This is a genomic window from Actinomyces oris, assembly GCF_001553935.1.
Lineage (GTDB): Bacteria > Actinomycetota > Actinomycetes > Actinomycetales > Actinomycetaceae > Actinomyces > Actinomyces oris_A.
Map to the genome: position 1 here is coordinate 2,636,703 of NZ_CP014232.1, position 25,515 is coordinate 2,662,217.

17 protein-coding genes are annotated in these 25,515 nt (G+C 67.6%); 10 read left to right on the top strand and 7 right to left on the bottom strand.

Going from position 1 to position 25,515, the window contains the following annotated elements:
• Window positions 1-16 precede the first annotated feature (16 nt).
• Window positions 17-613 carry a hypothetical protein gene (locus AXE84_RS10640; RefSeq protein WP_060957852.1) on the bottom strand — a complete coding sequence of 199 codons (597 nt, stop codon included), beginning with the start codon at window positions 611-613 and terminating at the stop codon, window positions 17-19.
• Window positions 614-783: 170 nt separating this feature from the next.
• On the opposite strand from AXE84_RS10640, the gene AXE84_RS10645 reads away from it, so the two are divergent.
• Window positions 784-1,656, top strand: coding sequence for a MerR family transcriptional regulator (locus tag AXE84_RS10645; protein WP_081093159.1), 873 nt, complete (start codon window positions 784-786; stop codon window positions 1,654-1,656).
• A 975-nt stretch (window positions 1,657-2,631) separates the two neighbouring features.
• Here AXE84_RS10645 and AXE84_RS10650 read toward each other — a convergent pair.
• Window positions 2,632-3,192 carry an EXLDI protein gene (locus AXE84_RS10650; RefSeq protein ID WP_208854556.1) on the bottom strand — a complete coding sequence of 187 codons (561 nt, stop codon included), beginning with the start codon at window positions 3,190-3,192 and terminating at the stop codon, window positions 2,632-2,634.
• Between the two features lie 105 nt (window positions 3,193-3,297).
• Window positions 3,298-5,037, bottom strand: coding sequence for a DUF349 domain-containing protein (locus AXE84_RS10655; protein WP_060957854.1), 1,740 nt, complete (start codon window positions 5,035-5,037; stop codon window positions 3,298-3,300).
• Between the two features lie 293 nt (window positions 5,038-5,330).
• Between AXE84_RS10655 and AXE84_RS10660 the strand changes: the two genes are divergently transcribed.
• The 7 genes from AXE84_RS10660 to AXE84_RS10690 all read left to right on the top strand — a co-directional run bounded on the left by AXE84_RS10660 (window position 5,331) and on the right by AXE84_RS10690 (window position 14,383).
• Window positions 5,331-6,956 (top strand): ABC-F family ATP-binding cassette domain-containing protein, encoded by a 1,626-nt coding sequence (locus AXE84_RS10660; RefSeq protein WP_060957855.1) that lies wholly within the window; start codon window positions 5,331-5,333, stop codon window positions 6,954-6,956.
• 80 nt (window positions 6,957-7,036) lie between these two features.
• Window positions 7,037-7,852 (top strand): MBL fold metallo-hydrolase, encoded by an 816-nt coding sequence (locus AXE84_RS10665; RefSeq protein ID WP_060957856.1) that lies wholly within the window; start codon window positions 7,037-7,039, stop codon window positions 7,850-7,852.
• A 51-nt stretch (window positions 7,853-7,903) separates the two neighbouring features.
• Window positions 7,904-9,343: a histidine--tRNA ligase gene (gene hisS / locus AXE84_RS10670; RefSeq protein ID WP_060957857.1), complete on the top strand. Its 1,440-nt coding sequence runs from the start codon at window positions 7,904-7,906 to the stop codon at window positions 9,341-9,343.
• Window positions 9,340-11,136, top strand: coding sequence for a dynamin family protein (locus AXE84_RS10675; protein WP_060957858.1), 1,797 nt, complete (start codon window positions 9,340-9,342; stop codon window positions 11,134-11,136). The genes hisS and AXE84_RS10675 overlap by 4 nt, the downstream gene beginning before the upstream one ends.
• Complete coding sequence (locus tag AXE84_RS10680) at window positions 11,133-12,827, top strand: GTPase (protein WP_060957859.1); 1,695 nt, start codon at window positions 11,133-11,135, stop codon at window positions 12,825-12,827. The genes AXE84_RS10675 and AXE84_RS10680 overlap by 4 nt, the downstream gene beginning before the upstream one ends.
• A gap of 84 nt (window positions 12,828-12,911) precedes the next feature.
• Window positions 12,912-13,535 carry a hypothetical protein gene (locus tag AXE84_RS10685; RefSeq protein WP_060957860.1) on the top strand — a complete coding sequence of 208 codons (624 nt, stop codon included), beginning with the start codon at window positions 12,912-12,914 and terminating at the stop codon, window positions 13,533-13,535.
• A gap of 113 nt (window positions 13,536-13,648) precedes the next feature.
• Window positions 13,649-14,383 (top strand): DUF4097 family beta strand repeat-containing protein, encoded by a 735-nt coding sequence (locus AXE84_RS10690; RefSeq protein WP_060957861.1) that lies wholly within the window; start codon window positions 13,649-13,651, stop codon window positions 14,381-14,383.
• A gap of 102 nt (window positions 14,384-14,485) precedes the next feature.
• Here AXE84_RS10690 and AXE84_RS10695 read toward each other — a convergent pair whose 3' ends face one another.
• The 4 genes from AXE84_RS10695 to AXE84_RS10710 all read right to left on the bottom strand — a co-directional run bounded on the left by AXE84_RS10695 (window position 14,486) and on the right by AXE84_RS10710 (window position 20,560).
• Window positions 14,486-17,095 carry a DEAD/DEAH box helicase gene (locus tag AXE84_RS10695; RefSeq protein ID WP_060957862.1) on the bottom strand — a complete coding sequence of 870 codons (2,610 nt, stop codon included), beginning with the start codon at window positions 17,093-17,095 and terminating at the stop codon, window positions 14,486-14,488.
• A gap of 305 nt (window positions 17,096-17,400) precedes the next feature.
• A complete protein-coding gene (locus AXE84_RS10700; protein ID WP_060957863.1) occupies window positions 17,401-18,282 on the bottom strand; it encodes an ABC transporter ATP-binding protein in 882 nt (293 codons plus the stop codon).
• Window positions 18,283-18,286: 4 nt separating this feature from the next.
• Window positions 18,287-19,363 (bottom strand): ABC transporter permease, encoded by a 1,077-nt coding sequence (locus AXE84_RS10705; RefSeq protein ID WP_060958251.1) that lies wholly within the window; start codon window positions 19,361-19,363, stop codon window positions 18,287-18,289.
• A 6-nt stretch (window positions 19,364-19,369) separates the two neighbouring features.
• Window positions 19,370-20,560, bottom strand: coding sequence for an ABC transporter substrate-binding protein (locus AXE84_RS10710; RefSeq protein WP_060957864.1), 1,191 nt, complete (start codon window positions 20,558-20,560; stop codon window positions 19,370-19,372).
• Between the two features lie 594 nt (window positions 20,561-21,154).
• Between AXE84_RS10710 and AXE84_RS10715 the strand changes: the two genes are divergently transcribed.
• Both AXE84_RS10715 and AXE84_RS10720 read left to right on the top strand, forming a co-directional pair.
• The gene (locus AXE84_RS10715; protein ID WP_060957865.1) at window positions 21,155-22,552 is read left to right on the top strand and encodes an enterochelin esterase domain-containing protein; all 1,398 of its coding nucleotides are present in this window, start codon (window positions 21,155-21,157) and stop codon (window positions 22,550-22,552) included.
• A gap of 409 nt (window positions 22,553-22,961) precedes the next feature.
• Window positions 22,962-25,472, top strand: a complete 2,511-nt coding sequence (locus AXE84_RS10720; protein ID WP_060957866.1) for a PT domain-containing protein — start codon at window positions 22,962-22,964, stop codon at window positions 25,470-25,472.
• Window positions 25,473-25,515: the final 43 nt, after the last annotated feature.

Genomic DNA, 25,515 nt, shown 5'->3' on the forward strand with positions numbered 1-25,515 from the left:
AGATCCTGGGCGCCGGCTACGACGCGCCGGCCATGACCTCCTCGATGATGTGCTGCGCCCGCGGGCAGCCTCTGCTGGCAGCCCCGCGACAGTGGTTGAGCGTGAGCAGGAGACGGACTCGGCTCACTCCATGGTCGCGGGCCGCCATAATGGCTTGCACTGCCTGCACCGGCGGCCCCAGGCGGGCGATGTCGACGGCGGCTCGGGCGATCGTGGCGCAGGTGATACCACTGATCACGGTCGTGTCGCAGTGGGGCAGCCGGCCTCGTCTGGTCACCAGGTAGGGCAGTCGACTTCGACGGCCTCCGGGCAGGCTCACCTCCAGGGCGTCGGGAGCTGGCCCGCCGACGTGCACCCACAGGGCAGTGCTCGCCAGAAGCACACCTCGGCAGGGCAGCGCAGCGGCAATGGCCCGCATACGTCCCTCGGCCGAGCGCAGCGTGTCGGCCGGTTGCAAGTTGCCCAGAATGTTGACCAACAGCCGGGCATCGAGGCTGGCGCACCTGAGCACCTCCATGTCCTGAGGCGGAAGCGTGCCCAGAACCGGGGTCAGCGGGCGGGCGGACAGATGGGCCACAGCGGCGTGGCCGGGTACCGGGACAAAACGAGCCATATGCCATCGTGGACGTCAACCGGGCGCGGGCGCCACAGTGAACCGGCCGCCTGTGGATAACCTCGTGGTGACCGCGCGGAATTGACCCTCACGCGGCGGGAGGCACCACGGTGGATGACACGCATCCGGACACGCGCCAGGTGGAACCAGTACTGAGGAAGGAGACTACGGTGAAGGACTCTCAACAGCGTCATGACGGAACCGGGAGACATGACACAGCGGCCGACACCGCAATGAGCGCCGTGCCCGACGACGCGGACATCGCTATGACGGTCGGTGAGGTCTCAACGCTCCTGGGCGTCAGCGTCAGGGCGCTGCATCACTGGGACGAGTCCGGTCTGGTGCATCCCTCCCGGCGCAGTGCCGCCGGCTACCGGCTCTACAGCGAGGCGGACATCATGCGCATCCAGCAGGTTCTCGTCTACCGGCAGACCGGCATGAGCCTGGCCGACATCAAGACGGTCCTCGACGAGCCGGGCACTGACGCGCTCACGCACCTGCGCCGTCAGCGCGAGCTGGTGCAAGGACAGATCTCCCACCTGCAGCACAAGCTCAGCTCCATCGACATGGTGATAGATATACAGCAGCTGGGGGCGAGGATCTCCGTGGCTGAGATGGCGGAGATCTGGGGGACCGACTGGGACCCCGTCTATGTCGAGGAGGCCCGCGCGCAGTGGGGTGATACACCGGAGTGGGCCGAGTCCTACCGGCGCAAGGCCCGGATGTCTCGCGCCGACTGGGAGCAGGCGCACGAGGAGACCGTCGCTCTGGAGACCGCGCTTGCCGAGGCGATGCGCAGCGGCGTTGAGCCGGGCAGCCCCGAGGCCAATGCCCTGGCGCGGTGGCACCGCAAGGACTTCAACCGGTGGTTCGAGGTCTCCACCTCCAAGCAGGTTATCTTCGCCCGCGGCTATGTGGTGGACGAACGCTATGCCCGCTACTACGACAAGCGCGCGCCTGGTCTGGCGGCCTGGCTCAAGGACGTCATCGACGCATGCGCCAGGTCTGAGGGAGTGGACCCCGCGACCGCCACCTGGGAGTAGCAGATCGCTCGACCAGCGACACCAGGACGAGACGCGGGGTGAGTCTCTTAGTGTGGTGGTAGTTCCTGCGAGGTTCCTGGCTGAGAAGAGAGTCAGGGAGGCATCATAGGGCCCGGTTTCTCGATCAAGATTCACTAGGAGGTACTCCTATGATGCCTCCTCACCAGTCTGCTGTGTCCACGCTGACCCAGGAAGTCCTGACTGATCCGGACCTGGCTATGATGACGCATCCACTGTCTGCTTCAGGTTGGTCTGCAGGACCTGAGCGACGCTGGCACCACCGCCATGATCTGCCAGGCCTGAATCGAGGGATTTCCACCCGTAAGGTCTGGTGACCTCATGCAGACGTTGGGCAATGAGTCCGGTATCCCCCAGTCCACCGTCTCAAGGTCTGAAATAATATCGACGAGGTAGTCGGTGAGTCCCTCACGAGCCTGTCCAGTGTTTTGTGTAAGGTTTAGATTGATTCGGTTGAGGTAGGCGGTGGTGAACTGGGTCAGGGCTTGTTCCAGTCGGTGGTGACCTGTCCGTCGACGAGTTTGCTCTTGGCCTTGCGCTTGGACGGGGATAGCCTTTTCTCCTTGTCGCGTTCTCGGACTCTTTTGCCCACAGGTGTCGCAGATCACCAGTCTTCAGCGGTTTGTCCTCCGGCTTATCAGAGGAGAAGTGTCCCCGGTTCGTCGATGATCCTTACATAGCTGGTAGTTGGCAGCCTCGATGCTGCTAGTGGAGGGGTGACCTCCCATGGGATGGGGGAGAAATGACTCGTCGCCACATCGGTCGATGAGGCCAGGGAGAGGGATGAATCTCGATTCTGACGAGAGTTGTGTTACCCACTCCATTGGGTACTGAAGAGCCAGAATACTCCATTAAGCGCTGGCACCTCGTAGCAACTTCCGATTTTATATTTTGGCAACATCCAGGACAGATAAAGTAGGAGCCTGGACGTACTGTTTTGGGGTTGAAGGTTGCATGTCAGATGTCCAAGACCTCGAGAGCCGGAGTGGCCAGCGCCGCCCGGGCTTGCTCTGCCATAACCGGATCCTCCTTTTGAAGGTGATCAATGTCTGGGAAGACACTCAGAGTTCTGTCCCCGGCGATCCAGAAGTTCCGACTCCATGTTTCCGGGTTGGACCAAAGGTCGTCCTGGCCAGCAGTCCAGTCCGGCAGCCTCCTCTGAACCTTTGTCGCTACAGCCAGCTGGCCCTTGGCTGTGAGGTAGACCGTGTCGATGCGGGTCCCCTCAGGATCCGGTCTCGTCAGGCGCACCAGGCGTCGACCGACGAACGTGACCCGACGATCCACGTCGCCCGTAGACAGCTTCAGTTCGATCTCCTGATAGCCCTCGGCCGAGTGGCCACGCTTCTTGACATAGTCACGGAGGGCCTCAACGATGGCAGACGAGAGACTACCGGCGATCTCCCCCGCCTCAGCGAAAAGGCTCACATCATCCTCTGAAACATAGACGTTTCGTGTTGGCATGAACATGATTATGCACATATTAGCGATCGACGTCAAGATCCCGACGAGGCTCATCAGGGATGCCAGGACGAGACGTGAGGCGGGGCCGACACCGGTGGGTGGTATCGGCCCCGCCTCAGGTGCTCCTTCAGTCTCAGAGCTGAGCGGAAGGTGCTCGGCTCAGGCCTTGGCTGAGCGCAGTACCTGCTCGAGCCATGCCCGGCGAGCCGTCAGCGCGGCCTCGGCCTCGGCGATCTTCTTGGCGTCACCGGCGGCCTGGGCGGCTGCCAGGTCCTTCTCCAGACCGGCGATCGCGTCCTGGAGCTGACCGGCCAGGCCCTCGGCGCGGGCCTTGGTCTCCGGGTCGGTGCGGCGCCACTCGGCGTTCTCGGCCTCACGGATCGCGTCCTCGACGGCGCGCATGCGGCCCTCAATGCGACGCACGGCGCCGCGTGGGACCCGCCCGGCCTCCTCCCAGGCGTCCTGAATGGGGCGCAGTGCCTTCTTGGCGGCCTTGATGTCCTTGATGGGCAGGAGCGCCTCGGCCTTGGCCACCAGGGCCTCCTTGACCTTGAGGTTCTCGGCGAACTCGGCGTCGACGGCCTCGTCCTTGGCGCGGCGGGCGTCGTAGAAGACCTGCTGGGCGGCCCGGAAGCGGGCCCACAGGGCGTCATCCTCCTTGCGGGAGGCGCGTCCGGCCTTCTTCCACTCGGCCAGCAGGTCACGGTACTTCGCGGAGGTGCCGGCCCAGTCGGTGGAGGTCTGCATCTCCTCGGCCCGCTTGATGAGCGCCTCCTTGGCGGCCCGCACCTGCGCCTGCTTGGCGTCCAGCTCGCTGAAGAACTGGCGGCGGTGACGGTCGAAGGTGGTGCGCGCGTGGGAGAAGCGCTTCCACAGCCCGTCCTCGGTGGGACGGTCCAGGCGCGGCCCGCGCCGCTGCGCGGCCTTCCAGGACTCGAGCAGCTCACGCAGCTCGGCGCCGGAGTTCTTCCACTGCGTGCGGGCCGGGTCCTGCTCAGCGATGGCCTCAGCGCGCTCGACGATCGCCGTGCGCTCCTTGAGGGCCTGCTCCTTGGCGGCCGCGCGCTCGGCGGACACGGCCTCGCGTCGCTCGGCGGCCACGGTCTTGAGCGCGGCGAAACGGGCCCGCAGTCCCTCCAGGTCGCCGACGGCGGCCGGCTCGGTGAGGGACTCGGAGATCGAGGACAGGGTCGAGTCGATCTCGCGGACGCTGAGCTGGGGCAGGCGGGTGGCGAACAGGTCGATGGTCGCCTTGAGGTCCAGGTAGCGGCGCACGTAGAAGGCCATGGCCTCGGCGATCGGGGCATCGGGGAACTGGCCGACCTCGCGCTCGGCGCCACCGTCCTGGACGTAGACCCGGCCCTCACCGTCCACGCGTCCCCACTTGGCGGCGTCCATGGCCTCCTGCGGGTCGACGGCCGGCTCGGCAGGTGCCGCAGGCGCCGCTGCCGCGGGAGCGGGAACCTCGGCCGGGGTCGGCGTGGCGTCCTCCGGGGTGGTCTCGGCGGCCTGAACCTTCTCGGTCGGCTGCTCGGTCTGGGCAGGCTCCTTGGAGGCGGGAGACGCCGGCTCGTCAGAGGACGCCGCTGTGGGCTGCTCGACGGGCTGGTCCGCGGGCTCGCCGAGCTCGGGCTCCTTGGAGGACTCGTTGGAGGACTCGTTGGAGGACTCGACGTCGGCATGTGTCTGCGGGGTGCTGGTCTGCGTTGACGCAACGGCCTCGACCGCGGGATCGGCGGGGGAGGCGTCGGCCGTTGGTGCCTGCTCCGTCGGGCTGGGCGCTGCCGACTCGTTCAGGTCGGTCGGCTGGATGGTCTGCTCAGTGTCTGATTGGTTGTCAGGCTGGTTGTCAGACCGGTTGTCGGGCTGGATCCGCTCAGTCACGGGATGCTCCTTCATGGTTGACGGGGAGGGAGCGGTGTGACCGCTCCGTTCCGTTCGCGCCCGGCTCTCAAGCCGGGTGGTGGTGAGGTGCCGTCGGAGGACGGCAGTGCCGAAAGTCTACGTTCCCGCTGGCTCCATTCACCATCCTTCGCCCCACTGATTTCAGTTGATTCGTTGAGCGCCGGTGCCCCTCACGAGCGGGCCGGCGTCGAGTGCCCCCGCCTCGGCGACTGCTGGCGCTGTTAACATGTGACCATGCTTGCGTGACTCGCTCCTGTGCCCCCACCGCCTCATGCCAAGGACGAGTCATGCCTGCGATCAGTTTCTCCCATGTCAGCTTCTCCTACACCTCCGCCCCCTTGCTGGAGAGCATCAACCTCACGGTCTCCGACGACGAACGCGTCTGCGTCGTCGGCCCCAACGGATCGGGGAAGTCCACGCTCCTGCGCCTGGCCACCGGTGAGCTGTCGCCTGACCAGGGGACTGTCAGCATTCCCGAGCAGCATGGTCGGCCGGCGGCCGACTCGGAGGAGTCGACCGCCACGTCGATCGAGGGCTATCTCGACACCGTCTGCGTTGAGACTCTGGACGCGCTTGATCGTTTCGAGCGCATGGGCGAGGCCATCGCCCATGCCGGAGCTGAAGCCGGCTCCCTCGCTGAGGAGTTCGCTGAGGAGTACGACTCGTTACTGACCCGGCTCGAGTCGCTGGACGCCTGGAATCTGCCGGCTCGGCGGGCTGAGGCGCTCGCCGGGCTGGGACTGGGACAGGTGGACACAGGCCGCCTGGTCTCTTCCCTGTCGCCGGGCCAACGGGGGAGGCTGGAGATCGCGGCTCTGCTTCTTTCGGCCGGTCAAGCGCTGGTGCTCGACGAGCCCACCAACCACCTGGATGCCGGTAGCAGTAGCTACCTGAGCGAGATGATGGTGTCATGGCCCGGACCGGTCCTTTTCTCCTCTCACGATCGTGCCTTCATTGACGAGGTGGCCACCGCCGTCGTCGACCTCGACACAGCGCCGTGGCAGGCACTCGCCACCGCCTCCGGGGACAGCGGCCCCATGGGTGCCTACCGGTGCGCGGGGCGATACAGCGACTACCTCGTGGAGAAGGCGCACGCCAGGTCCTCCCACCGCAGTCTTCACCAGCGTCAGCAGGAGCAGCGGCGCAAGCTCGTGCGTCACCGTCGTGACTCCGAGATCGTTGGGCACAGCGGGGCAGCGCCCCGGAGTGAGGCCCGCATCGCCCGGAAGTTCTATGCCGACCGTGCCCAGCGCGTTTCCACCCGACGCCAGACGCAGGACGACCGCCGGCTGGAGGCGCTCGCCAGTACCGAGGTGCGCAGGCCCCGCTCCTACGACCTGCAGCTGCGTCTGGCTGAACCGGCGCCGCGAACAGGGACGGCGGTCTCAGCCCGGTCAGCTGCCGTACCCGGGCGCCTTGCACCGGTCACGATCGACGTCATGGCAGGCGAGCACCTGCTGGTCACCGGCGCCAATGGGAGCGGCAAGTCCACGCTTCTGACCTGGATGGGTAGACGGTCAGCACCCACGGAGGACTCCGTCGGCAGCCTCACAGTAGCTGGTTCAGTGCTCCAGATACCCCAGCACCTGCCGAAACTCGGCGACCCTGGGGTGGATGAGAGCGTGTGGACCGAGGGGATCGGGGACCGTGGCCGGGGGGCTCTGCACCCACGCCTGTGGAACCATCCCATCAGCGAGCTCTCCGACGGCAACCAGCGCCGCGTTCAGCTGGCCCTGGCCGCTGCTGCAGGGCCTGAGGTGCTCGTCATCGACGAGCCCACGAACTACCTGGACCTGGACGCCCTCGAGATGCTCGAGGCCGCTCTGAGGACATGGACGGGCACGCTCATCGTCGCCAGCCACGACCGCTGGCTCATTGAGCACTGGTGGGGGAGGCGGCTTCACCTTCGGTGAGCCAGCCGGCTCCTGCGGACCTGAGCAGCTCTTGTACCCGTATCGACACTGATCCCTGACGGCCCAAGTAGGGTGGGGGCATGATCTTGGAGCGCACCATCGCACCCGTGTTCGCCGCCAACTGCTACGTCCTGGCCGCAGGCCCGGGCGAACCCGCCCTCGTCGTCGACCCCGGAGCCGGTGCCGCCCGCGGCGCGCTGGCTCTGCTTCGCTCCCATCGGCTCACCCTGAGCGCCATCCTGCTCACCCACGGTCACGCAGACCACGTGTGGGACAGTCAAACACTCATCGAGGCCGCCCACGCCGAGGGCCTGCTCACCAGCGACGACGCCGTCGACGTGCCGGTATACATCCCCGAGCGCGACCGCTACCGGCTCGAGGAGCCCGACATCACCACCGGTATCAGCGCCAACGGCATGACCTTCACCGACATGGCCGGCGGCGAGTGGAAGCAGCCCGCCGACATCCGTCTCTTCCCGGGAGACGGTTTCTCCCAGGCCATCGAGCTGGCCCCCGGCATCGCGCTGCGTGCGGTCCCTGCTCCGGGTCACTCGGAGGGCTCCACGCTGTTCTTCTTCGAGGCCCGCCTGGCTGACAACGCCCTGCTCTACGAGGCCGAGGTCATCGATGACGACCCCGCCGTCGCTGACGAGGAGCACACCTACCTCATGGCCCTCGACGGAGACGTCATCTTCAAGGGCTCCGTGGGACGCACCGATCTGCCCGGCGGGGACCAGGTTCAGATGCTCGCCACCCTGCGCTTCCTGGCCAACGCCGTCGACCCGGCCACCATTCTGCTGCCCGGGCACGGCGCAGTGACCACCATGGAGCACGAGCACCACGGCAACCCCTACCTCGCTGAGGCCAAGATCCGTGGGGGAGACCTCAAGGCCTGACGGCGGCAAGGCATCACTGCGGCGCGCAGGCTCACTGCCCGTCATGACACAATGCGGACCATGGCACAGGTACGACAAGCTCTCTCCTCACTGTCCGGCTTCCCCGAGTGGCTCCCCTCGGGCCACATCGTCGAGCAGCACTTCGTCGACATCCTGCGCCGCACCTTCGAGCTCCACGGCTTCAGCGGCATCCAGACCCGCGCCGTCGAGCCACTGAGCGAGCTGACGAAGAAGGGGGAGACCTCCAAGGAGGTCTACCTGCTCAGCCGCCTGCAGGCCGATCCCGCCGAGTCCGAGGCGGATCCGCGCAAGCAGCTGGGACTCCACTTCGACCTGACCGTCCCCTTCGCCCGCTACGTCGTCGACAACGCCGGGCTGCTGACCTTCCCCTTCAAGCGCTACCAGATCCAGAAGGTCTGGCGCGGGGAACGGCCCCAGGAGGGACGCTTCCGCGAGTTCATCCAGGCCGACATCGACATCGTCGGTGACGGCGCCCTGCCGCTCCACCACGACGTCGAGGTCCCCCTCATCATGCACGAGGCGCTCAGCGCTCTGCCGGTGCCCGAGGTCACCATCCACGTCTCCAACCGCAAGGTCGCTCAGGGCTTCTACCAGTCGATCGGCATCGACACGGACCGGCTCATCGAGGTCCTGCGCGTGGTCGACAAGCTCGACAAGATCGGTCCCGAGAAGGTGGCCGCCGAGCTCACCCAGAGCGTCGGTGTCAGCGCGCAGCAGGCGGCACAGGCCCTCAGGCTCGCCACCATCACCGGCACCGACGGCCAGGACGTCTCCGATCAGGTCCTGCGAGCGCTGGCCGGCGCCGAGCCCACCGAGCTCCTCAACGAGGGCCTGGCCGAGCTGACCGCACTGCTCGAGGCCACCGGACGCCGCCGCCCCGGCGCCGTCATCGCCGACCTCAAGATCGCTCGTGGGCTGGACTACTACACCGGTACGGTCTACGAGTCCTTCATGGCCGGCCACGAGGACCTGGGTTCAGTGTGCTCCGGGGGCCGCTACGACTCGCTGGCCACCAACGGCAAGCGCACTTTTCCCGGCGTGGGCATCTCCATCGGCCTGTCCCGGCTCCTGGCCCGTGTCATCGGCGAGGGGCTCGTGGAGGTCAGCCGCTCCGTGCCCACGGCGGTGCTCGTGGCTGTCACCGACGAGGCCCACCGCTGCGCCTCCGACGCCATCGCCGATGCGCTGCGCGCCCGTGGCATCAGTGCCGACGTGGCCCCCAGTGCCGCCAAGTTCGGCAAGCAGATCAAGGCCGCGGACAAGCGGTCCATCCCCTTCGTGTGGTTCCCCGGCGCCGAGGGGGCCCCCGACTCGGTCAAGGACATCCGCTCCGGAGAGCAGGTCGAGGCCGACGCCGCCACCTGGCAGCCGCCCACCGCCGACGCCGCCCCTCGGGTCGCCGTCAGCTCGGCTGCGGCCTGTTCCCAGGCCGGTGGCCAGGACGGCTGTGAGGTCGGCTCAGCCTCATGACCATGAGCCGGAGCGAGTCCAGCAGCACGCACCACGTCCAGCAGGCGACCATGGCGCTGTCTGCTCTCCGGGACAGCCTGACGGCCCTGTCTATGCCCTATGTCCTTCAGGGAACCGCCGCCGCCTCGGACAAGGCCACGCTCATCTGTGACCAGCTCGGTGACTACGTCCTTCCCCGCCTGGCCAGCCTGGATGCACCACTGCTGGCCGTGGTCGGCGGCTCGACAGGGGCCGGCAAGTCGACCCTCGTGTCCTCGCTCGTTCGCCGGCACGTGGCCAGGGCCTCGGCAATCCGCCCCACCACGCGCCGCCCCCTGCTGCTGCACGCGCCGACCGACGCCGCCTGGTTCGACACCGACCGGGTCCTGGGCTCCCTGTCACGCATGCGCGTAGACGCCGATGCTCCGGCGAGCCCGGCCACGGACCACACGCCCAGAGAGCTCGAGCTACGGGCCTGTGAGGGGCTGCCCGAGGGACTGGCAATCGTGGACGCACCAGATGTTGACTCCGTGGTCGAGGACAACCGGGACCTGGCCGCCACGCTCCTGGCCGGGGCGGACCTGTGGATCTTCGTCACCACGGCGGCGCGCTACGCCGACGCCGTCCCCTGGGAGCACCTGCGGGCCGCGGCCGAGCGGCACATCACGGCCGCCATCGTCCTGGACCGCGTACCGGAGGGTGCGCAGAGCGAGGTGGAGGCAGACCTACGGCGTCGGCTCACGGAGGCCGGCCTGGCCGAGGCGCCCGTTTTCACGATTCCCGAGACGGCCCTGGATGACGACGGCTTCCTGCCCGAGTCCTGCGTCTCACCGCTGCGCCAGTGGCTGGGGGCGCTGGCCTCCGACGCGGCCGCTCGCCGGGATGTCGCACACCGCAGCCTGACCGGCGCGATCGGTTCCCTTCTGGCACAGAGCGAGCTGCTCGCCGTCGAGCTGGCCTCCCAGGAGGCTGAGCACGCCGAGCTGCGTCGAGCAGCCACCTCCGAGCATGATGATGCCCTCGAGCGTGTCATCGAGGCCACCGAGGACGGCTCCATGCTGCATGGCGAGGTGCTGGCCCGTTGGCAGGAGTTCGTGGGCACTGGGGACCTGTTCCGGTCCTTGGAGGTGCAGGTGGGGCGGGTCCGCGACCGCGTCACGTCGCTTCTGCGGGGACGTCCGGCGCCGGCCAAGCGCGTCGAGCAGGCGATCGGCTCCTCCCTGGTCGAGCTCCTGGTCGCCGAGTCCCAACGGGCCTGTCTGGCCACGGAGCGCTCCTGGAGACGAGCCGGCACCTCCCAGCAGGCGCTCAACCGGGCTCTGGCGGAGGTGCCCAGCCAGACCGGCCTGGAGGTCGTCGCCGCGGCCCTCGTCCACGACTGGCAGCGTCAGGTTCTCACTCTCGTCCGAGCCGAGGGCTCTGACAAGCGGCTCACTGCGCGCCTGCTGTCCCTGGGCGTCAATGGCGCCGGAGTCGTCCTCATGATTCTCGTCTTCGCTCACACCGGCGGACTGACCGGGGGAGAGGTGGGGATCGCGGGGGGCACGGCCATTCTGGCTCAGCGCGTTCTGGAGGCCGTCTTCGGAGACCAGGCGATGCGCGGCATGACCAAGCGGGCCCGGGAGGACCTCGGCGAACGTGCCACGGCTCTGTTCGCCAACCAGGCGAAGTGCTTCACCGACGCTCTTCCGCTGCCCATCCCGAGCGCCGATACGCTGCGAGAACAGCTTCAGGCCTGCCAGGAGGCGGCCACGTCGTTGCGCGCTTTGCCAGCTGCTGGCAGCCGCCGGTCGGTCGGGAGGAGGTCCAGGTGACGACCGACCGCTCCGCAGTGTCAGACCTTCCGCTGGTTCTTGAGGACCTGGCCAGGGCCGTCGACCTGGGTGAGCAGCTCGGTCTGGGCGAAGAACTCGCCCATGCCCGGGACGTCCTCACGCAGGCCTCCCACCGTCGGCGTCTGGCGCCGCAGACCACGGTGGCGGCCCTTCTCGGAGCGACAGGGTCGGGTAAGTCGAGCCTGACCAACGCCATGGCCGGCTCCGAGGTGTCCCGTACCGCCCGTACCCGCCCGACGACCACTCAGCCCCTCGCCGTCGTCCCGGACACGGCGAATGACGCCACTGAGCTGCTGGACTGGCTCGCCATCAGCCACCGGGTGCGCGTCGACGGCGACTGGGCCCTGGGCGAGAGCACGGTGCTGGTCGATCTGCCCGATATCGACTCCGACGAGCCCGCGCACCGGGCCATCGCCCAGCGCATGGCGGGAAAAGTCGATGTCCTGGTGTGGGTCCTCGATCCGGAGAAGTACGCCGACGGCGTTGTCCATCGCGACTTCCTCATCCCTATGGCGGCGCACGCCGAGGTCATGGTGGTCGCCCTTAACCAGGTGGATCGGCTCGACCCTGAGAGCCGGGACGCAGTGCTCGCCGACCTCAGGAGGATCCTGGACCGAGAGGGTCTTGGAGCCGTCTCAGTGATTCCTGTCAGTGCCCGCACTGGGCAGGGCGTTGAGACTCTGGCACGCGCCGTGGCCTTGGTCGCCTCCAACAGGCTGGCCAGCGCTCAAAGCCTCGCCGCCCACGCCCGGCGCGCAGCCAGTGAGCTGGGGGAGCGCACGGGGCTCATCGCACCATCCGGCCGTGGTGCGCCAACACCGGGCCCGGCCGCTCAGCAGGAGCCGCAGGTACGTCAGTCCCTCACTGCCCTGCGGCAGGCGGCCGCGAGCCTCGCCGGGGTCGACGTCGTCTCACAGGCGGTTGAAGGATCGGACCGTCACCGGGCCAGCACCCGAGTCGGCTGGTTCTGGCTGCGGTGGATCGGGCACCTGCGACGTGATCCGCTTCGAGCCCTTCACCTGGGGACCGGGCGCCCGCCGGCCCCGAGGTCTGCAGACGCGGAACAATCCGACGGCGCTACGGGCTCCGGCGTCATCGACCTGACTTCCCTGCCCCCCGCAGGACCTGCCGCAACGGGCAGGCTGCGCAGCAGTGCTCACGTCTACGCCGTGGCGGCATGCTCCGCTCTGCCCGGTGATCTGGCCGCTCAGGCCGTTCTGCGCAGTGACGAGCGTGCTGAGAGGCTTGCCGAGCCTTTGGAACTGGCTGTGGCCCAGGTGGACTACGGGACGTGGAAGCGCCCGGTCTGGTGGAAAGCTGCGAACGTGCTGCAGTGGGTGACCGCACTGGCCGCACTCATCGGCGGGTTGTGGCTGGTGGCCATTCACGTGCTGGAGGACTACCTCCTGCTCATCAGCATCGATGTTCCGCGCTGGGGGACAGTCCCCTGGCCCACCGTCCTCCTGCTCGGAGGCCTGCTGATCGGACTGGTCCTGGCAGGTCTGGGGACGTTGCTGTCCGGCCTTCAGGCCAGGCGTCACCGCAGGCGGATCATTGAGCGCTTGCGCCGGGCCACCGACGAGGTCGTGAACGCCGAGCTCATCGAGCCGCTCAGGGCCGAGACACAGGGATGGGTGGAGCTCGCGCGGATTCTGGAACGAATCGCCTAATGTGACACCATCTTGTTCCGATCTGACATCAACTTGACGCCACATTCTCTTGGCTTGGGTGGCTGGTAGTGCCATCATGGTGTCATGCATGTGGATGCCTACACCGAGACCCTGCGTCGTACCCTCGTGGAGACCTCGTCCTTGGGTGACGACCGGACCCAGGACGTGGCCCGCTCCCTGGCGGCTGCACTCGATCCGGCACTGCGCCTCGTCGCCCTGCAGATGCTCACGGACACCGCTGATGAGCTCAACGGCGAGCTCGACGGAGCTCATGTCGCCGTCGTGATGGACGGTGCGACGCCCCATCTTCTGGTGACCCAGGCTGATCGGTCTGATGATCGGGAACAGGACCACGTGACGGGCCCAGACTGCCATGCCCAGACTCCGGTGCAGGCAGTACCTGAGGTGGCGGAGGGGCCGGAGGTCCGTACGACGCTGCGCCTGCCCGAGTCACTCAAGCAGCAGATCGACGCCGCTGCCCGGGGGCAGGGACGTTCGGTCAACGCCTGGCTCGTGGAAGCGGCTCGAGGCGCGCTGTCGGAACAGTCGTTCACGTCGGGCTCCCAGCGCCCGCCGAGCACCGGGAACGACGGGGCGGGACCTGATCGCTCTGCGAGTGGCTCCGACGGCGGACGCCCCACCGACTGGCGTGCCAGACCGGCACAGCGCCGGACCTCCGGGGCGACGCTCAGCGGCTGGTTCGGCTGACTCCGTACCACCGCGTCGTCGTGTCACCGACATGGTCCGAGCCCAACGACTCACCCGCTGGATGACCACATCGTGGCGGTCCGCGCAGATACCTGACCCTGAGGAGACCACTCATGCCGATCTGGACCTTCGACCTTCCCGATGACGTACAGCCCAGCCTCGTCCTGGATCTGTCCACCCTGAGCGTGGTGACCGCGCCTGGAACGGGAAGCGCGATCACCGTCGAGGCCGACGAGAGCCTGACCCCCCTCCTGGACGTCACCGCCGACGGGGCCAAGGTGAGTATCCGCCAGATCGCTCTCGTGGGACGTGAACGATTCGCTGGCATCTGGCCGTGGGGCCCGCAGACATCTCGAGTCCGGGTCACGGTGCCGCACGGCACGCACCTGGACGCCCGCCTCGATGCCGGATCGATCAGCGCTGAGCACTCCTGGGATCACGTGCAGATCCGCACCTCGGCGGGATCGATCCGTCTGGGCGACTGCATGAGTGCGCAGGTGCACGCCGACGCCGGCTCCATCGTCATCGGTGCCCTGCATGAGGGGAGCGTGCGGGCCCAAGCCGGCTCGGTGCGCATCCGCTCGACCTCCGGCACAGTGTCCGCCCACACGGAGGCCGGCTCGGTCAAGATCGTCGAGGCCCATGAAGGATCCTTGGACCTGTCCAGCGAGATGGGAACCGTGTCGGTGGGAGTGCCTGAGGGAACTGCGGTCCTGGCCGACTGCCACTCCGACTTCGGTCGAGTCGCCACCGACCTGCCGCGCCAGGACCACCCCGATGCCCTCGAACGACGCCTCGAGCTGCGGGCCCGCACCCAGATGGGGACCGTGCGGGTGCGCAGGGCCTGAGCACCCACCCATGCGACAACCAGATGGAGGAGTAGGGGAAGAGTAGTGGGGGCGGCAACACACGTTGCCGCCCCCACACCGCATCAGTGGAGTCCTGAGGACTCAGCGCTCACCGCGCCCTCCGCGGAAGCCGCCCCGGTGGCCGCCGAAGCGGTTCTGGTTGCGCTCGCCGTAGCCATGGCGCTCGCCCCGGTGCCCGTCGCGGTCGTAGCCGCGACCGCCCCGGTCCTCGCGCCGGCCGCGGAAGCCGTCGCGGTCGCCACGGCGCTCGTCCCAACGACGGTTGTCACGGCGCTCCCCGCGCTCCGAGCGGTCGTAGCCGCCCCTGCCGCCGCGCCCATCACGGTCCTTCCAGCCGCGCTCGCCGTCCTCACGGCGGGGACGGAAACCGCGTTCCGACCGCTCGCCGCGGTCGCCACGGTCCCTGCGGTCCTCCCAGTCACGCCGCTTAGGACGCCGCTCGCCGTTGGGGCCGGACCAGCCGTGCCCCGGCCCCTCGTCGGGACGGATCCGCAGCTCGCGGCCGGCAAAGGTCGCCCGCCCCATGACGCTCAGCTGCTCGGGGCTGAGGTCGGCGTAGATCGTGACCAGGGAGAAGGACTGGAGGATGTCGATCTTGCCGATGTCGGAGCCCTCGATACCGCCCTCGTTGGCCAGCGCGCCCACGATCGCTCCGGGCAGGACCCGGTCGCGGTGCCCGACCTCCACGCGGTAGACGGTCCCGGGGCCCTCGTGCTCGCGGCGCCCGGAACGCGTGGCCGAGCGGCGTCCCTCGCCGCGGTCTCCCCGCTCTGCGCGACGGCCCTTCTCCCTGCCGCCTTCGAAGGAAGCCGACAGGAAGGTCCCCTCGGAGTCGAGGTTCTCCTCCCGGCGGGCGCGCTGGGGGCGCTCGCCGCCCCGGTCCTCGCGCCTGCGCGGGCCCTCGTCACCCACGGCCAGGGCCAGCAGCGTGGCCGCCAGCTCCTCGACGTCGATGTCCAGCTCCCGGGCGGACTCGGCGACCAGCGGCAGGTACATGTCCAGACGGCCACGCTCGTGACGGGCGGCGGCCTTGGACAGGAGCTTGCGGGCGCGGTGCTCGGAGACGTCCGCGGGGGAGGGCAGGGTGATCTCCTCCAGACGGCTTCCGGTGAGGCGCTCGATCTGCCGGAGCTTGCCCTTCTCCTTGGGGGTCAGGAAGGTGACGGCCTCGCCGTGGCGGCCGGCGCGGCCCGTGCGACCGATACGGTGCACGTAGGCCTCGGCCTCGCGGGGCACGTCGAAGTTGACCACCAGGCCGATGCGGTCCACGTCCAGGCCTCGGGCGGCGACGTCCGTGGCCACCAGCACGTCAAGGGTGCCGGCGCGCAGCCGCTCCACCAGGCGCTCGCGCTCGCGCTGGGGAACGTCACCGGAGATCGCGGCGGCCTGGATGCCCCTGCCCGCCAGCTCGATGGCGACGTCCTCGGCCGTGGACTTGGTCCGCACGAAGACGATGGCGGCCTCGGCGTCGGTGACGGCCAGGACCCGGGAGACGGCGCCGATCTTGTGACGGAAGGGAACCACCGCGTAGGTCTGGTGGACGGTGGCGACAGTGGAGGCCGGCCTGGAGACCTCCACCTGAACGGGCTCGTGGAGGTGCTGACGCGCCACGGCCTGGATGGCCGGAGGCATCGTCGCGGAGAACAGGGCGGTGCGCCGATCGGTGGGAAGGGACTCCGCAATCGTCTCCACGTCCTCGGCGAAGCCCATCCGCAGCATCTCGTCGGCCTCGTCCAGGACGAAGTAGCGCACGTCGTCGAGCTGGAGCGCGCCCTTGTCAATGAGGTCGATGACGCGCCCGGGAGTGCCGACGACGACCTGGGCGCCGCCCTTGAGCGCGCCGATCTGGGGGCCGTATGGGGCACCGCCGTAGACGGCCACCACCTCCAGTCCGCGGGAGCGGGCAGCCATATCAGTGATGGCCTCGGCGCTCTGGAGCGCGAGCTCGCGGGTGGGGGCCAGAACGAGCGCCTGAACGACGTTGTCGCGCGAATCGACGGCGTCGAGCAGCGGAAGCCCGAAGGCCGCCGTCTTGCCGGTTCCGGTCTGGGCGACGCCCACGACGTCGCGGCCGGCCAGCAGAACGGGGATCGCCTCCTTCTGGATGGCGGTGGGGGTCACGAATCCCATGTCGGTGACGGCCTTGAGCAGGTCACCGGGAAGACCCAGGTCGGCGAAGGTGATCTCCTCATCCTCGTGAGCGGTCCTCACCTCGCTCTTGTCCCGGTCGCGCGGCGAGGCGGCGCGCTCGACGTCGCGCTGGTGGCCGTTGGAGTCAGCGTCGGAATCGGCGTTGGAATCAGCATCGGTGTCGATGAAGGGGGTGTGGCCGTCAACCTCATCCTCGTCAATGTCGACGCCGTCGTCCTCATCGGAGTCGTCGATCCCGTCCTCCGGGTCGGCCTCGGGGAGGTCTCGGTCGACGTCGTCCGCCTCCTCCTCGTGGTCGACGTCCTCCGGGTCCTCAGGGGAATCAGAGGAGGCGGGAGTGGCGAAGTCCTCGGGGGAGGAGGTGGTGCCGTCGCGGTGGTGCGGCGCGGCGACAGTGCTCTCCTCGTCGTTCTTGGCCGGGCCGGCCTGCTCGCCGCCGGAGAGCTCGGCGGAGAAGAGCGCGTCGAGGCTGAGGGGGCCGTTGCCGTCCTGGCTCTGAGCATCGGAGGCGCCAGGCGCAGTACTGCTGGAGTGAGTCATGAAGTTTTCCCATATCTGTCCCCATGAAGATGGTGGGGACCGCGGCGGAGTGTGGGGGAGGACCTTTTGTCCTCCGCTCTTTGCCGTACCTGGCCCACCACACTCGCCCCGCACCCGGACTGGCCGGGTGACTCATGGGCTAACACGCACAGACTCACGGGATACTCGTGCCGCACACCGGGTGCGGCAAGACCCGAACGGGGTCAACAGGGCACGGATCGCTCCTGTGCCCAGGCTACGGGAGAATCCGCGGAACTCCGCGCTCCACGGGCTGGATCACAGGTGAGGTCGGTCTCGTGGCCCGTTCACCGCCCCAGCAGGCTGAGGATTTTCCGACGCAGCTCGCGGACCTCGTCACTCGACTCGTCGTGCTCGGGCACATCAATGTCGGCGACGATGCGCGCAGGGCGCTCTGACAGGACGACCACCCGGTTGGACAGGCGTAGGGCCTCGTCCACGTCGTGGGTGACCAGGACGGCGGTGAAGCGTTGGGACTCCCACAGCCTGAGGATCTCGTCCTGGAGCTGGAGGCGTGTCAGGGCGTCGAGCTTGCCCAGGGGCTCATCCAGGAGGAAGAGCCGGGGCCGGTTGACCAGGGCTCGAGCCAGCGAGGCCCGTTGAGCCATACCTCCCGAAAGCGTGGAGGGGTAGGAATCGGCGAAGTCCCGAAGCCCCACGATCTGCAGGGCCGCCTCCACCCGGCGTCGGTCACGCTCCACCCGGCCTCTCGCCTCAGGGCCCAGAGCAACATTGTCCCGCACGGTTCTCCACGGCAGCAGCGTGGCGTCCTGGAACGCGAGCGCGCGCAAAGGTGAGGGGCTGGTCACCTGCGTGGAGTCGACGGTGACGCGGCCCTCGACGGGCTGCTCCAGCCCGGCCAGCAGTCTCAGGATCGTGGACTTGCCGCAGCCGGACGGCCCCACGAGTGAGACGAACTCCCCGGGTGCCACCGTCAGGTCGATGTCATTGAGGACGGCAAGCTGATCCGGCTTGGCAGCCTCAGCCTCATAGCGAGCCCTCGCAGCGGGGGAGAACCGGCGCAGCAGCAGATGGAGCCACCCATGCTCCAGGTCATGGGACAACGGGTAGCTGTGGGAGACACCAGCGAGATCGACCTGTGCCCCGCGGGTGACGGACGGAGTCGAGATTTGCGATGCGGCGGCAGCCGCCGACGAACCAGTAGACATCGGTTCACCACCTCACAAGGTTCTGCTGCCATGCCAGCAGCGAGGAGCGGATCTTGAACAGCAGGACCATGAGCGTGCGGCAGAAGGTCACCAGAATGATGAGGCCCACGTACATCCGGGGGTAGTCCGCCCAGCCCTTGACCCAGTTGATGTACCAGGCCAGGCCCTTGTCGACACCGGTCAGCTCGGCGGTCATGAGGGCGGCGAGTGAGGTTCCCAGGCCTGTGAACAGGCCGGTGAGCATGTCCGGAAGTGCTGAGGGCACGGCCACTCGTCTGATAAGGAAGAGCTCATCGGCTCCCAGTGTGCGGGCCATGTCGATGTAGTCGCGGCGCACGGAGCGTATGCCCGCGCGGGTCATGGTCGCCATGGGGAACCAGGCGCCGAAGCCGACGATGAAGGCTGCCGAGGTGTACGTCGTCGGAAGCAGCAGCAGTGCCAGCGGAAGGAGTGAGGCCGCGGGAACTGGCCCGACGGTCTGAAGGAGCGGATGGAGCCAGTAGTCGGCGCGCCTCGACCAGCCCATGAGCAGGCCCGTGAAGAACCCCAGCACCGATCCGGCCGTGTACCCGATGATGAAGAGCAGCGCCGAGGCGCCCAGGCAGCTGAGCAGCAGCCTCCAGTCACCGAGGAAGGAGGCAATGAGTATTTCTGGGGCGGCGAAGTACGGGGGCGTGAGCAGTCCGAGCTTGGATGTTGTCAGCTGCCAGACGATGAACCATGCGCCGGCGGCGTTGATCCAGGGCAGGAAGTGCGTCAGAGACCTCGCTGCCGAAGAGGCCGGTCGGACCCGTGCGGTGAGTGTCCACGCGATCAGGGCGGTCAGCCATGCCCCGGCAAGGACGGCGACTGGAGTGGTTGACTCCTTGCGGAGAAGGTCTGCCTCCGGCAGGGCGATGAGGATGACCAGGTAGGCCGACCACAAGAGCAGTGCCGTCGTGCTCACAAGCGTGCCTGCGCTGGAACGGCGATCGCTTGGTTCACTCTTCCTGGCCGTGGAGGAGGGAGGTTGCGGATTCCTGTTGTCGATGGGCTTGACGGATGCGGTTGATGTGGTCGTGGGGCTCACCTCAGCGGGCATCGTCACTCAGTCCTTGATGTCGAGATCGGCGACGACGGTGTCGGTCAGCTTCCGGGCGGAGACGTCGGATGCGATGAAACCGGTTCCCTTGAACTTCTCGATGCCGGGCTCGATCGCGGCCCGGAACCTGGAGGCAGAGGCCTTGAACCCGTATGTCTTAAGCACCCGGACGACGACGTCCTGGTCGGCGGCGACGTAGTCGTTGTCGACCTCGATCTTGGCGATCTCCTCGATGTGGTCCGGCACGTAGGCCGAGCCCTTCAACCAGGCCTCGGTCAGAGCCTTCGCCTCCTTGGGCTGCCGACGTACGAAGTCACCATTGAGTGCCACCGAGCAGCAGAACTCCTCAGCGTCGTTGTTAGCCAGCTCACGGGCCGTCCCATTGAAGACGGGAAGCAGCGGCCCGGGGTCAGAACCCATGATGGCGTCCACCTGGCCGTCAGTCAGCGCGGTCCCCAAGGAGTCCGCATCGACTGTGCGCCACGTAATGTCGCCTCCGTCCGGCTTGACGTTGATGCCGGCCTCGGACAGCCCGATCGCGAAGTAGGCGAAGGCCGACGACGACAGTGACGGCACGCCGATGGTGGTGCCTTTCAGGTCAGCCAGCTTCTGATACGGGGAGTCCCTGCGCACCACCAGGCGCAGGCAGCCGGCGTGGAGCCCCGCGGTGAGCCTGGCGTTGAGGCCGTTGTAGATCGGCTCCAGCCAGGAGAAGAAGATTCCTGGAGCGCCAATGTACTTACCGGCGCCCACGCCGTCCTTGGTGTCCTCGGTCTGCTGGGTGCGCGCCAGCGTGACCTTCAGTCCTGCGTCGTCGAAGAATCCCTGGTGGTACGCGGCGTACAGTGGTGCGGCGCAGATGTCGCCGCCAATCACCAGGGGGAGTGCCTCGTGGGCTCCGATGACTCCTTGGTTGGTACGCCGAATCGTCAGGTACGCGCCGGTACCGACCACGGCAGCGGCTGCGAGTCCCCCAATCGTGAGCAGCGTGCGCCGTGACGGTTTGCCGCGATGCGACTGATCCGTCTCATTGGCGTCGGGATCATCGATGTCGTCATCGGCTGCCAGAATCGCGGCGGCGTTCTCAGCCGTGACCTCCTGAGTCTCCACGAGCTCGGCCTCCGATGGGACGGAGGACAAGGAATCGGAGGACTGGGACGGATCGGAGGAAGAAGAGGACGACGAGGACGTGGACATGGTTTCTCCTGTAGTGGTGGGAACGGGCCTCGATGCGCATGACGCAGCAGCGTCCCGGTGAAAATGGTGGAGGAGGAGCACGAGAAGCCGAGCGGAGCAAGCCGAGTAAGTGCGGACACAGCCTCAGGCCATCAGAGCGTGTGAAAGGGCGTCTCCGTACTCTGGCGAGCGGAAAATACGCGGCACGGGAGCCCACGACGTCATGGCCGGTTGTCGTTCTCGGACGACGTCAACGCTGCTTTGAGGCGTCGTCACGCTCCACGGGCAGGTTCAGCGCCGGGGGGAGGGGACGGAATCAACAGGCTCGACAACAACACATCTGCGCACCACACATGACCGCGAGCGCCTGTGCGCCAGGAGCGGTTGTGGCCGTAAGAACGATGTGCGTCATGACGACTACCCTATGCCACGCTCCCCGGAACAATGCAAGCCTGCCATGCGTCCCATGATGCGAGCCTCCCATCGCCGGATCACTGTGGAACCGATACGTGGAACCGATTACTGCGTGGCTGTAAAGTCGGCGACGTGAGTGGGGGGTGTGGCGATCAACCGGCTGTGCCGCAGGCACGGTGGAGACAGCTGGCCGCGACTCCTGTGGCCCAGGACGGTGGCCCGCTTCGCATCACCCCGGCGTGGTGGCCTCCGGTTCCTGACGATTCAGCCTTGGCCGCTGCCGCGGTGCACGGCACTCCCGTCCTGGGGGAGGGACACATCATCAACGGGGTTGAGATGGTGGAGGCGAGCTTCCTGTGGCGTGATGACCACCGGCACGGCGCCAGCCCCAGTGTGCTCATCCATCTCAATACCCTGACCGACAACCATCGCGCTCACATCGCGCCGGCACTGGCCGCCCGGGTTCCCGGGACCAGCTGGTGGGCGCTTCACGTCCTGCTGCCGCAGGATGCGCTCTTGAGCTACCGGATCGTTGTGACTCATGACGCCCTGCCTGACGATGCCGGGGCCCGACGCGAGTGCTGGAAGCGCGTTCACGCACTGGGACGGCCCGATCGCCTCAATCCCGACCGGCTGCATGACGGCTTCGGTCTGGTGTCCTCGCTATGGGTGGGACCCAAGGCTGTTCTGCACCCGGACTGGATGAGCGGCTTGGGTGCCTCGGCAGAGCGGACAGGGCAGGCGCTGAGCCGTCCCCAGGATGAACACGCCGGGTACGTCCTCCGGTTCGACCTGGAGAACGAGGTGCTCAGAGACTTTGATGGGCCTGGGGACCCCGGCCGGCGAGTCACACTGTGGTGCGGGGGGCGTGTCCAGGAGTCCTCCTGCGGGCGCAGTGAGCGGGGTCTGCTGGTCCTGCTCGACGGCAACATCTGGCGCGGTAACCATGCCGTCGATCACCTGGCCCCCAGATCCCGCCGATGGGATCTGCTGCTCATCGACTCCGGCAGCCTGGCCATGCGCTCACGCGACCTGGGGGATCCGCAACGCAGCAGAGACCTGCTCCGTAGGTGCCTGCAGGCGGCACATCGGGCCGTCTGCAGGCGAGGCTGCGGGTTTGCCGCGTCATCTGAGGGGGATGCCGGTTGCATGTGGCGCCCAGATCGGATCGTGGTGGCTGGGCAGTCCTTGGGAGGGGTTGCCGCGGCCGACCTGGTTCTGCGTCATCCCGAGCTGGCTACTCGTGCCATTGTCCAGTCCGGCTCCTTCTGGCTCGGCTCTCAACGCCGAGGTGAGGGCGAGGGGGAGCTGTTGCACTGGTTGCGTCATCGCTCCGAGGCTCGGAGCCTGCAGCGCCCGAGAAGAAGCGACCAGCATCCTCATGAGGGTGAAGGGCTGGGGGTGCGACTGGTGGTCCAGTGCGGGGTCCATGAAGACGGCCTGCGTCAGGGGGCTCGCAAGGCCTCAGAGCTTCTTGCGGTCGAAGGAGCGCTGCTCGAGTATCGCGAGGAGCGTGGCGGGCACGACTACGCCTGGTGGCGTCATGCCTTGTCCTGGGGGCTTGACGCTCATGAGCAGGACCTGGGGTCCTGCTCATGAGCCACCTGAGGTGCTCCGTGTGCGGCTATCGCCAGTGCTGGGCACGCCGCAGGGGCCGGATCTGCGGCGCAAATAAAACCGTGACACAAAAGAAATCTTGGCTACAAAGGGGTTACGTATCCCAATTTATCGTTACCAATGCTCGAGTTTCCTCAAGCCTGCCGGTTCTGAATGGTCTCAACCCGACCGATTGACGGGTTACCGCTGTGTATACTAAACCCGGAATCGACAACGCGGACGATGTTCTCGGGTGATAGCGGATTCTTAGAAGGGAGGCGTCCGTCTATCATCGTTCGCGAAAGGCAGTCGCGCCTGCTTCACGGTGCGTCCTTTCCTCGTGCATCTCGGTTGTCCGCCATGTGCTGTACGAGTAAGTCCATCTGCCCCCGCCCATGAACGAGACCACGTCATGCAATATGCTCAGCGGCTGCTTGCCACCCTCCCTGTGACCAGGGCGGGCCTGCGCGCGATTCTTGCTGTTCTGACAGCCTTCGGCATTGTTCTGGCCACCGCCGGTGTGGCCGCCATGCCCCTCCTGAATGCAGGCAATGTCGTTGAGGACTATGAGAGCGGCTCGGCCTGCCACCCTATCGCCAGAATGGTCTACCCTGAGGGGCAGTCGGCACCCGAGTACGTAATGCCGGTCTATGAGACCGGATTCGGTGTAGGGGTCGATTCGGTCCTGTTGAGCTGGTGCAGTACCGCAGGGGAGGTCCTGGAGGACCCCACCATCACGCTCAACGTCGTCGAGGGGAAGAACGTCACTCCTTACCTGCTTCCTGGCATCAAGGCCGAGCTCGAGCGTCCCGCTCCCGCCAACGGCGAGCAGGAGGTATTCATCCCGACGGACTACCTCATCAAGGGGATGCGTCAGGCCACCGGTGACAGTGGCTGGGAGGTGGGTGCGAAGGTCTTCAGCCTCACCTACACCAGTGGAACGGTGAGTGCGACGACGGGCCTGTTCTCCTTCGTCAAGCAGGACCCGGACGTCATCAACCCCCCGGCTCCCGAGCCGACGCCGGAGCCGACTGCCGAACCCTCTGCGGAGCCCACCGCAGAACCGACGGCGGAGCCCACCGCGCAGCCGACTGCCGAACCCTCTGCGGAGCCCACCGCAGAACCGAGCGCTGCACCCGGTCCGGTGCCGACTGCTGAACCGACGACCGCACCCACTGCGGAACCGGCTCCTGATGCCACGACTGAGCCGTCGCCGACACCCTCGGCAACTCCCTCACCGACTCCTTCCGGGTCCCCCAGCCCGTCGGCATCCCCGTCACCGAGTCCCTCCGCGGCACCCAGCCCGACGGCGAGTCCTTCCGCGACTGCCTCACCCAGCTCATCGCCCTCGCCTTCAAGGACTCCCAAGCCCAAACCGACCGCCTCTGCCCAGCCAAGTGCCTCCCCGAGCGCCACTGCTAAGACGTGCCAGGTCAAGCCCGCCATCCAGGTGCTCGGCTCCGATGGCTCCGACCCCCAGGGGAGCGAGCCCACCTATGACCCGGAGACCGCCGTCAGGGTCCGCGGCACGGGCTGGTGCTCCCAGGGGGAGATGCTCGACGGCGACAAGCCGGTCGAGATCAAGGTGGCGGCCTACGGCGGATACGTGGTTCCGGGAACGCTCTCGGTTCCCGTCACCTTCCATCACGGGTCTTTCGAGGCTCAGCTCAACCTGTCTGCCCTCTACACCGGGGGGAACGTGGACAAGGGCCGCTACTACCTGCAGCTCTCGCCCATCGATTCCGGGCTGACCGCCGCCACCAACATCTTCGCCCTCAACAAGGCCGTCGCCCCACAGCCCAAGCCGTCCCCCGCGCCGAGCCCGGCTCCTACCGCGACCGCGGAGCCCTCGGCCGCTGCGGAGCCCACCAGCGAACCCGCACCGGAGCCGACGGGTTCGCCCGCCAGCCCTGGTCCCACACCCTCCGCTGCGCCGTCGTCGCAGCCCTCCGCCTCGGCGGTCCCCTCGGTCCGCCCCTCTGAGTCGGCGTCCGCGGCTCCCGCACCGCAGACCACCGAACCCGATCAGAACGCTCCGAAACCGAACCCGGATGGCGGACGCCCCGGAACGGACAACGCCCCCGGCAACAACCCAGGTGGTGACTCGGGTAACCCGGGCGACACAAGCAACTCTGGCGACCATGGCTCCGGCGCGGGTACAGACACAGGCGGCCAGGCCGACTCCTCCGCGCCGCAGGCACCCGGTGCCGGATCGGAGACCGGCTCCTCGACCTCCCAGGACGGCTCCGCCCAGCAGCATGCGAACGCAGGAGGCGCGCCTGCCCCGAACGCCGGAGGCTCAGGAGGCGAGAACGCCCATGCCTCTGAAGGCTCCGCGGCCTCGGCGCAGACCTCGTCTGAGGCTGACACGGCCTCTCAGCGTACCGTTCGTCCCGACCGGAGCCCGGTGGCCCCGGTGACCAGCGCGGCTCACCTGAGTGCGGAAAACGCCGGCTCCCTGTCCGGCTCCCGCCAGGGCAACGTCGTCAACCTCGTCCTGCCTAAGTCCAAGGCGCAAGCGGGCGAGTGGGTCTCGGTGTTCGTCTTCCCCGGAGCCACCACCAAGGGCTGGGTGCAGGTTGATTCCGCCAACAGCGTCTCCATCGACATCTCAACCTTCGACTCCGGCTCCTACGAGCTGGCGGTGGCCGATCGTGACAACAGCCTCCTGGGGTGGGCGAAGCTGGAGATCTCCTCAGCCTCCTCCGACCCTCGCAGTCCGGCCCAGGCTCAGCTGCTGACCTTCCCGGATAACGTGGCTGAGCCCACCAAGAAGGGCCTCAGTGCCAACGACATGCTTCTGGGAAGCGCTGGAGGACTGCTGGTCGTCGGAGCCGTGAGCCTTCTGGTCGCCGCGTTCTCAGGGATGCCGCTGCGTGCACCACGGACCTCCCCGCGACTGCGGCTTCCGCGCAGGCGCTGAGACGGTCTGGCAGGAGAGCGTCAATGACATTGTCAAGGGGCCT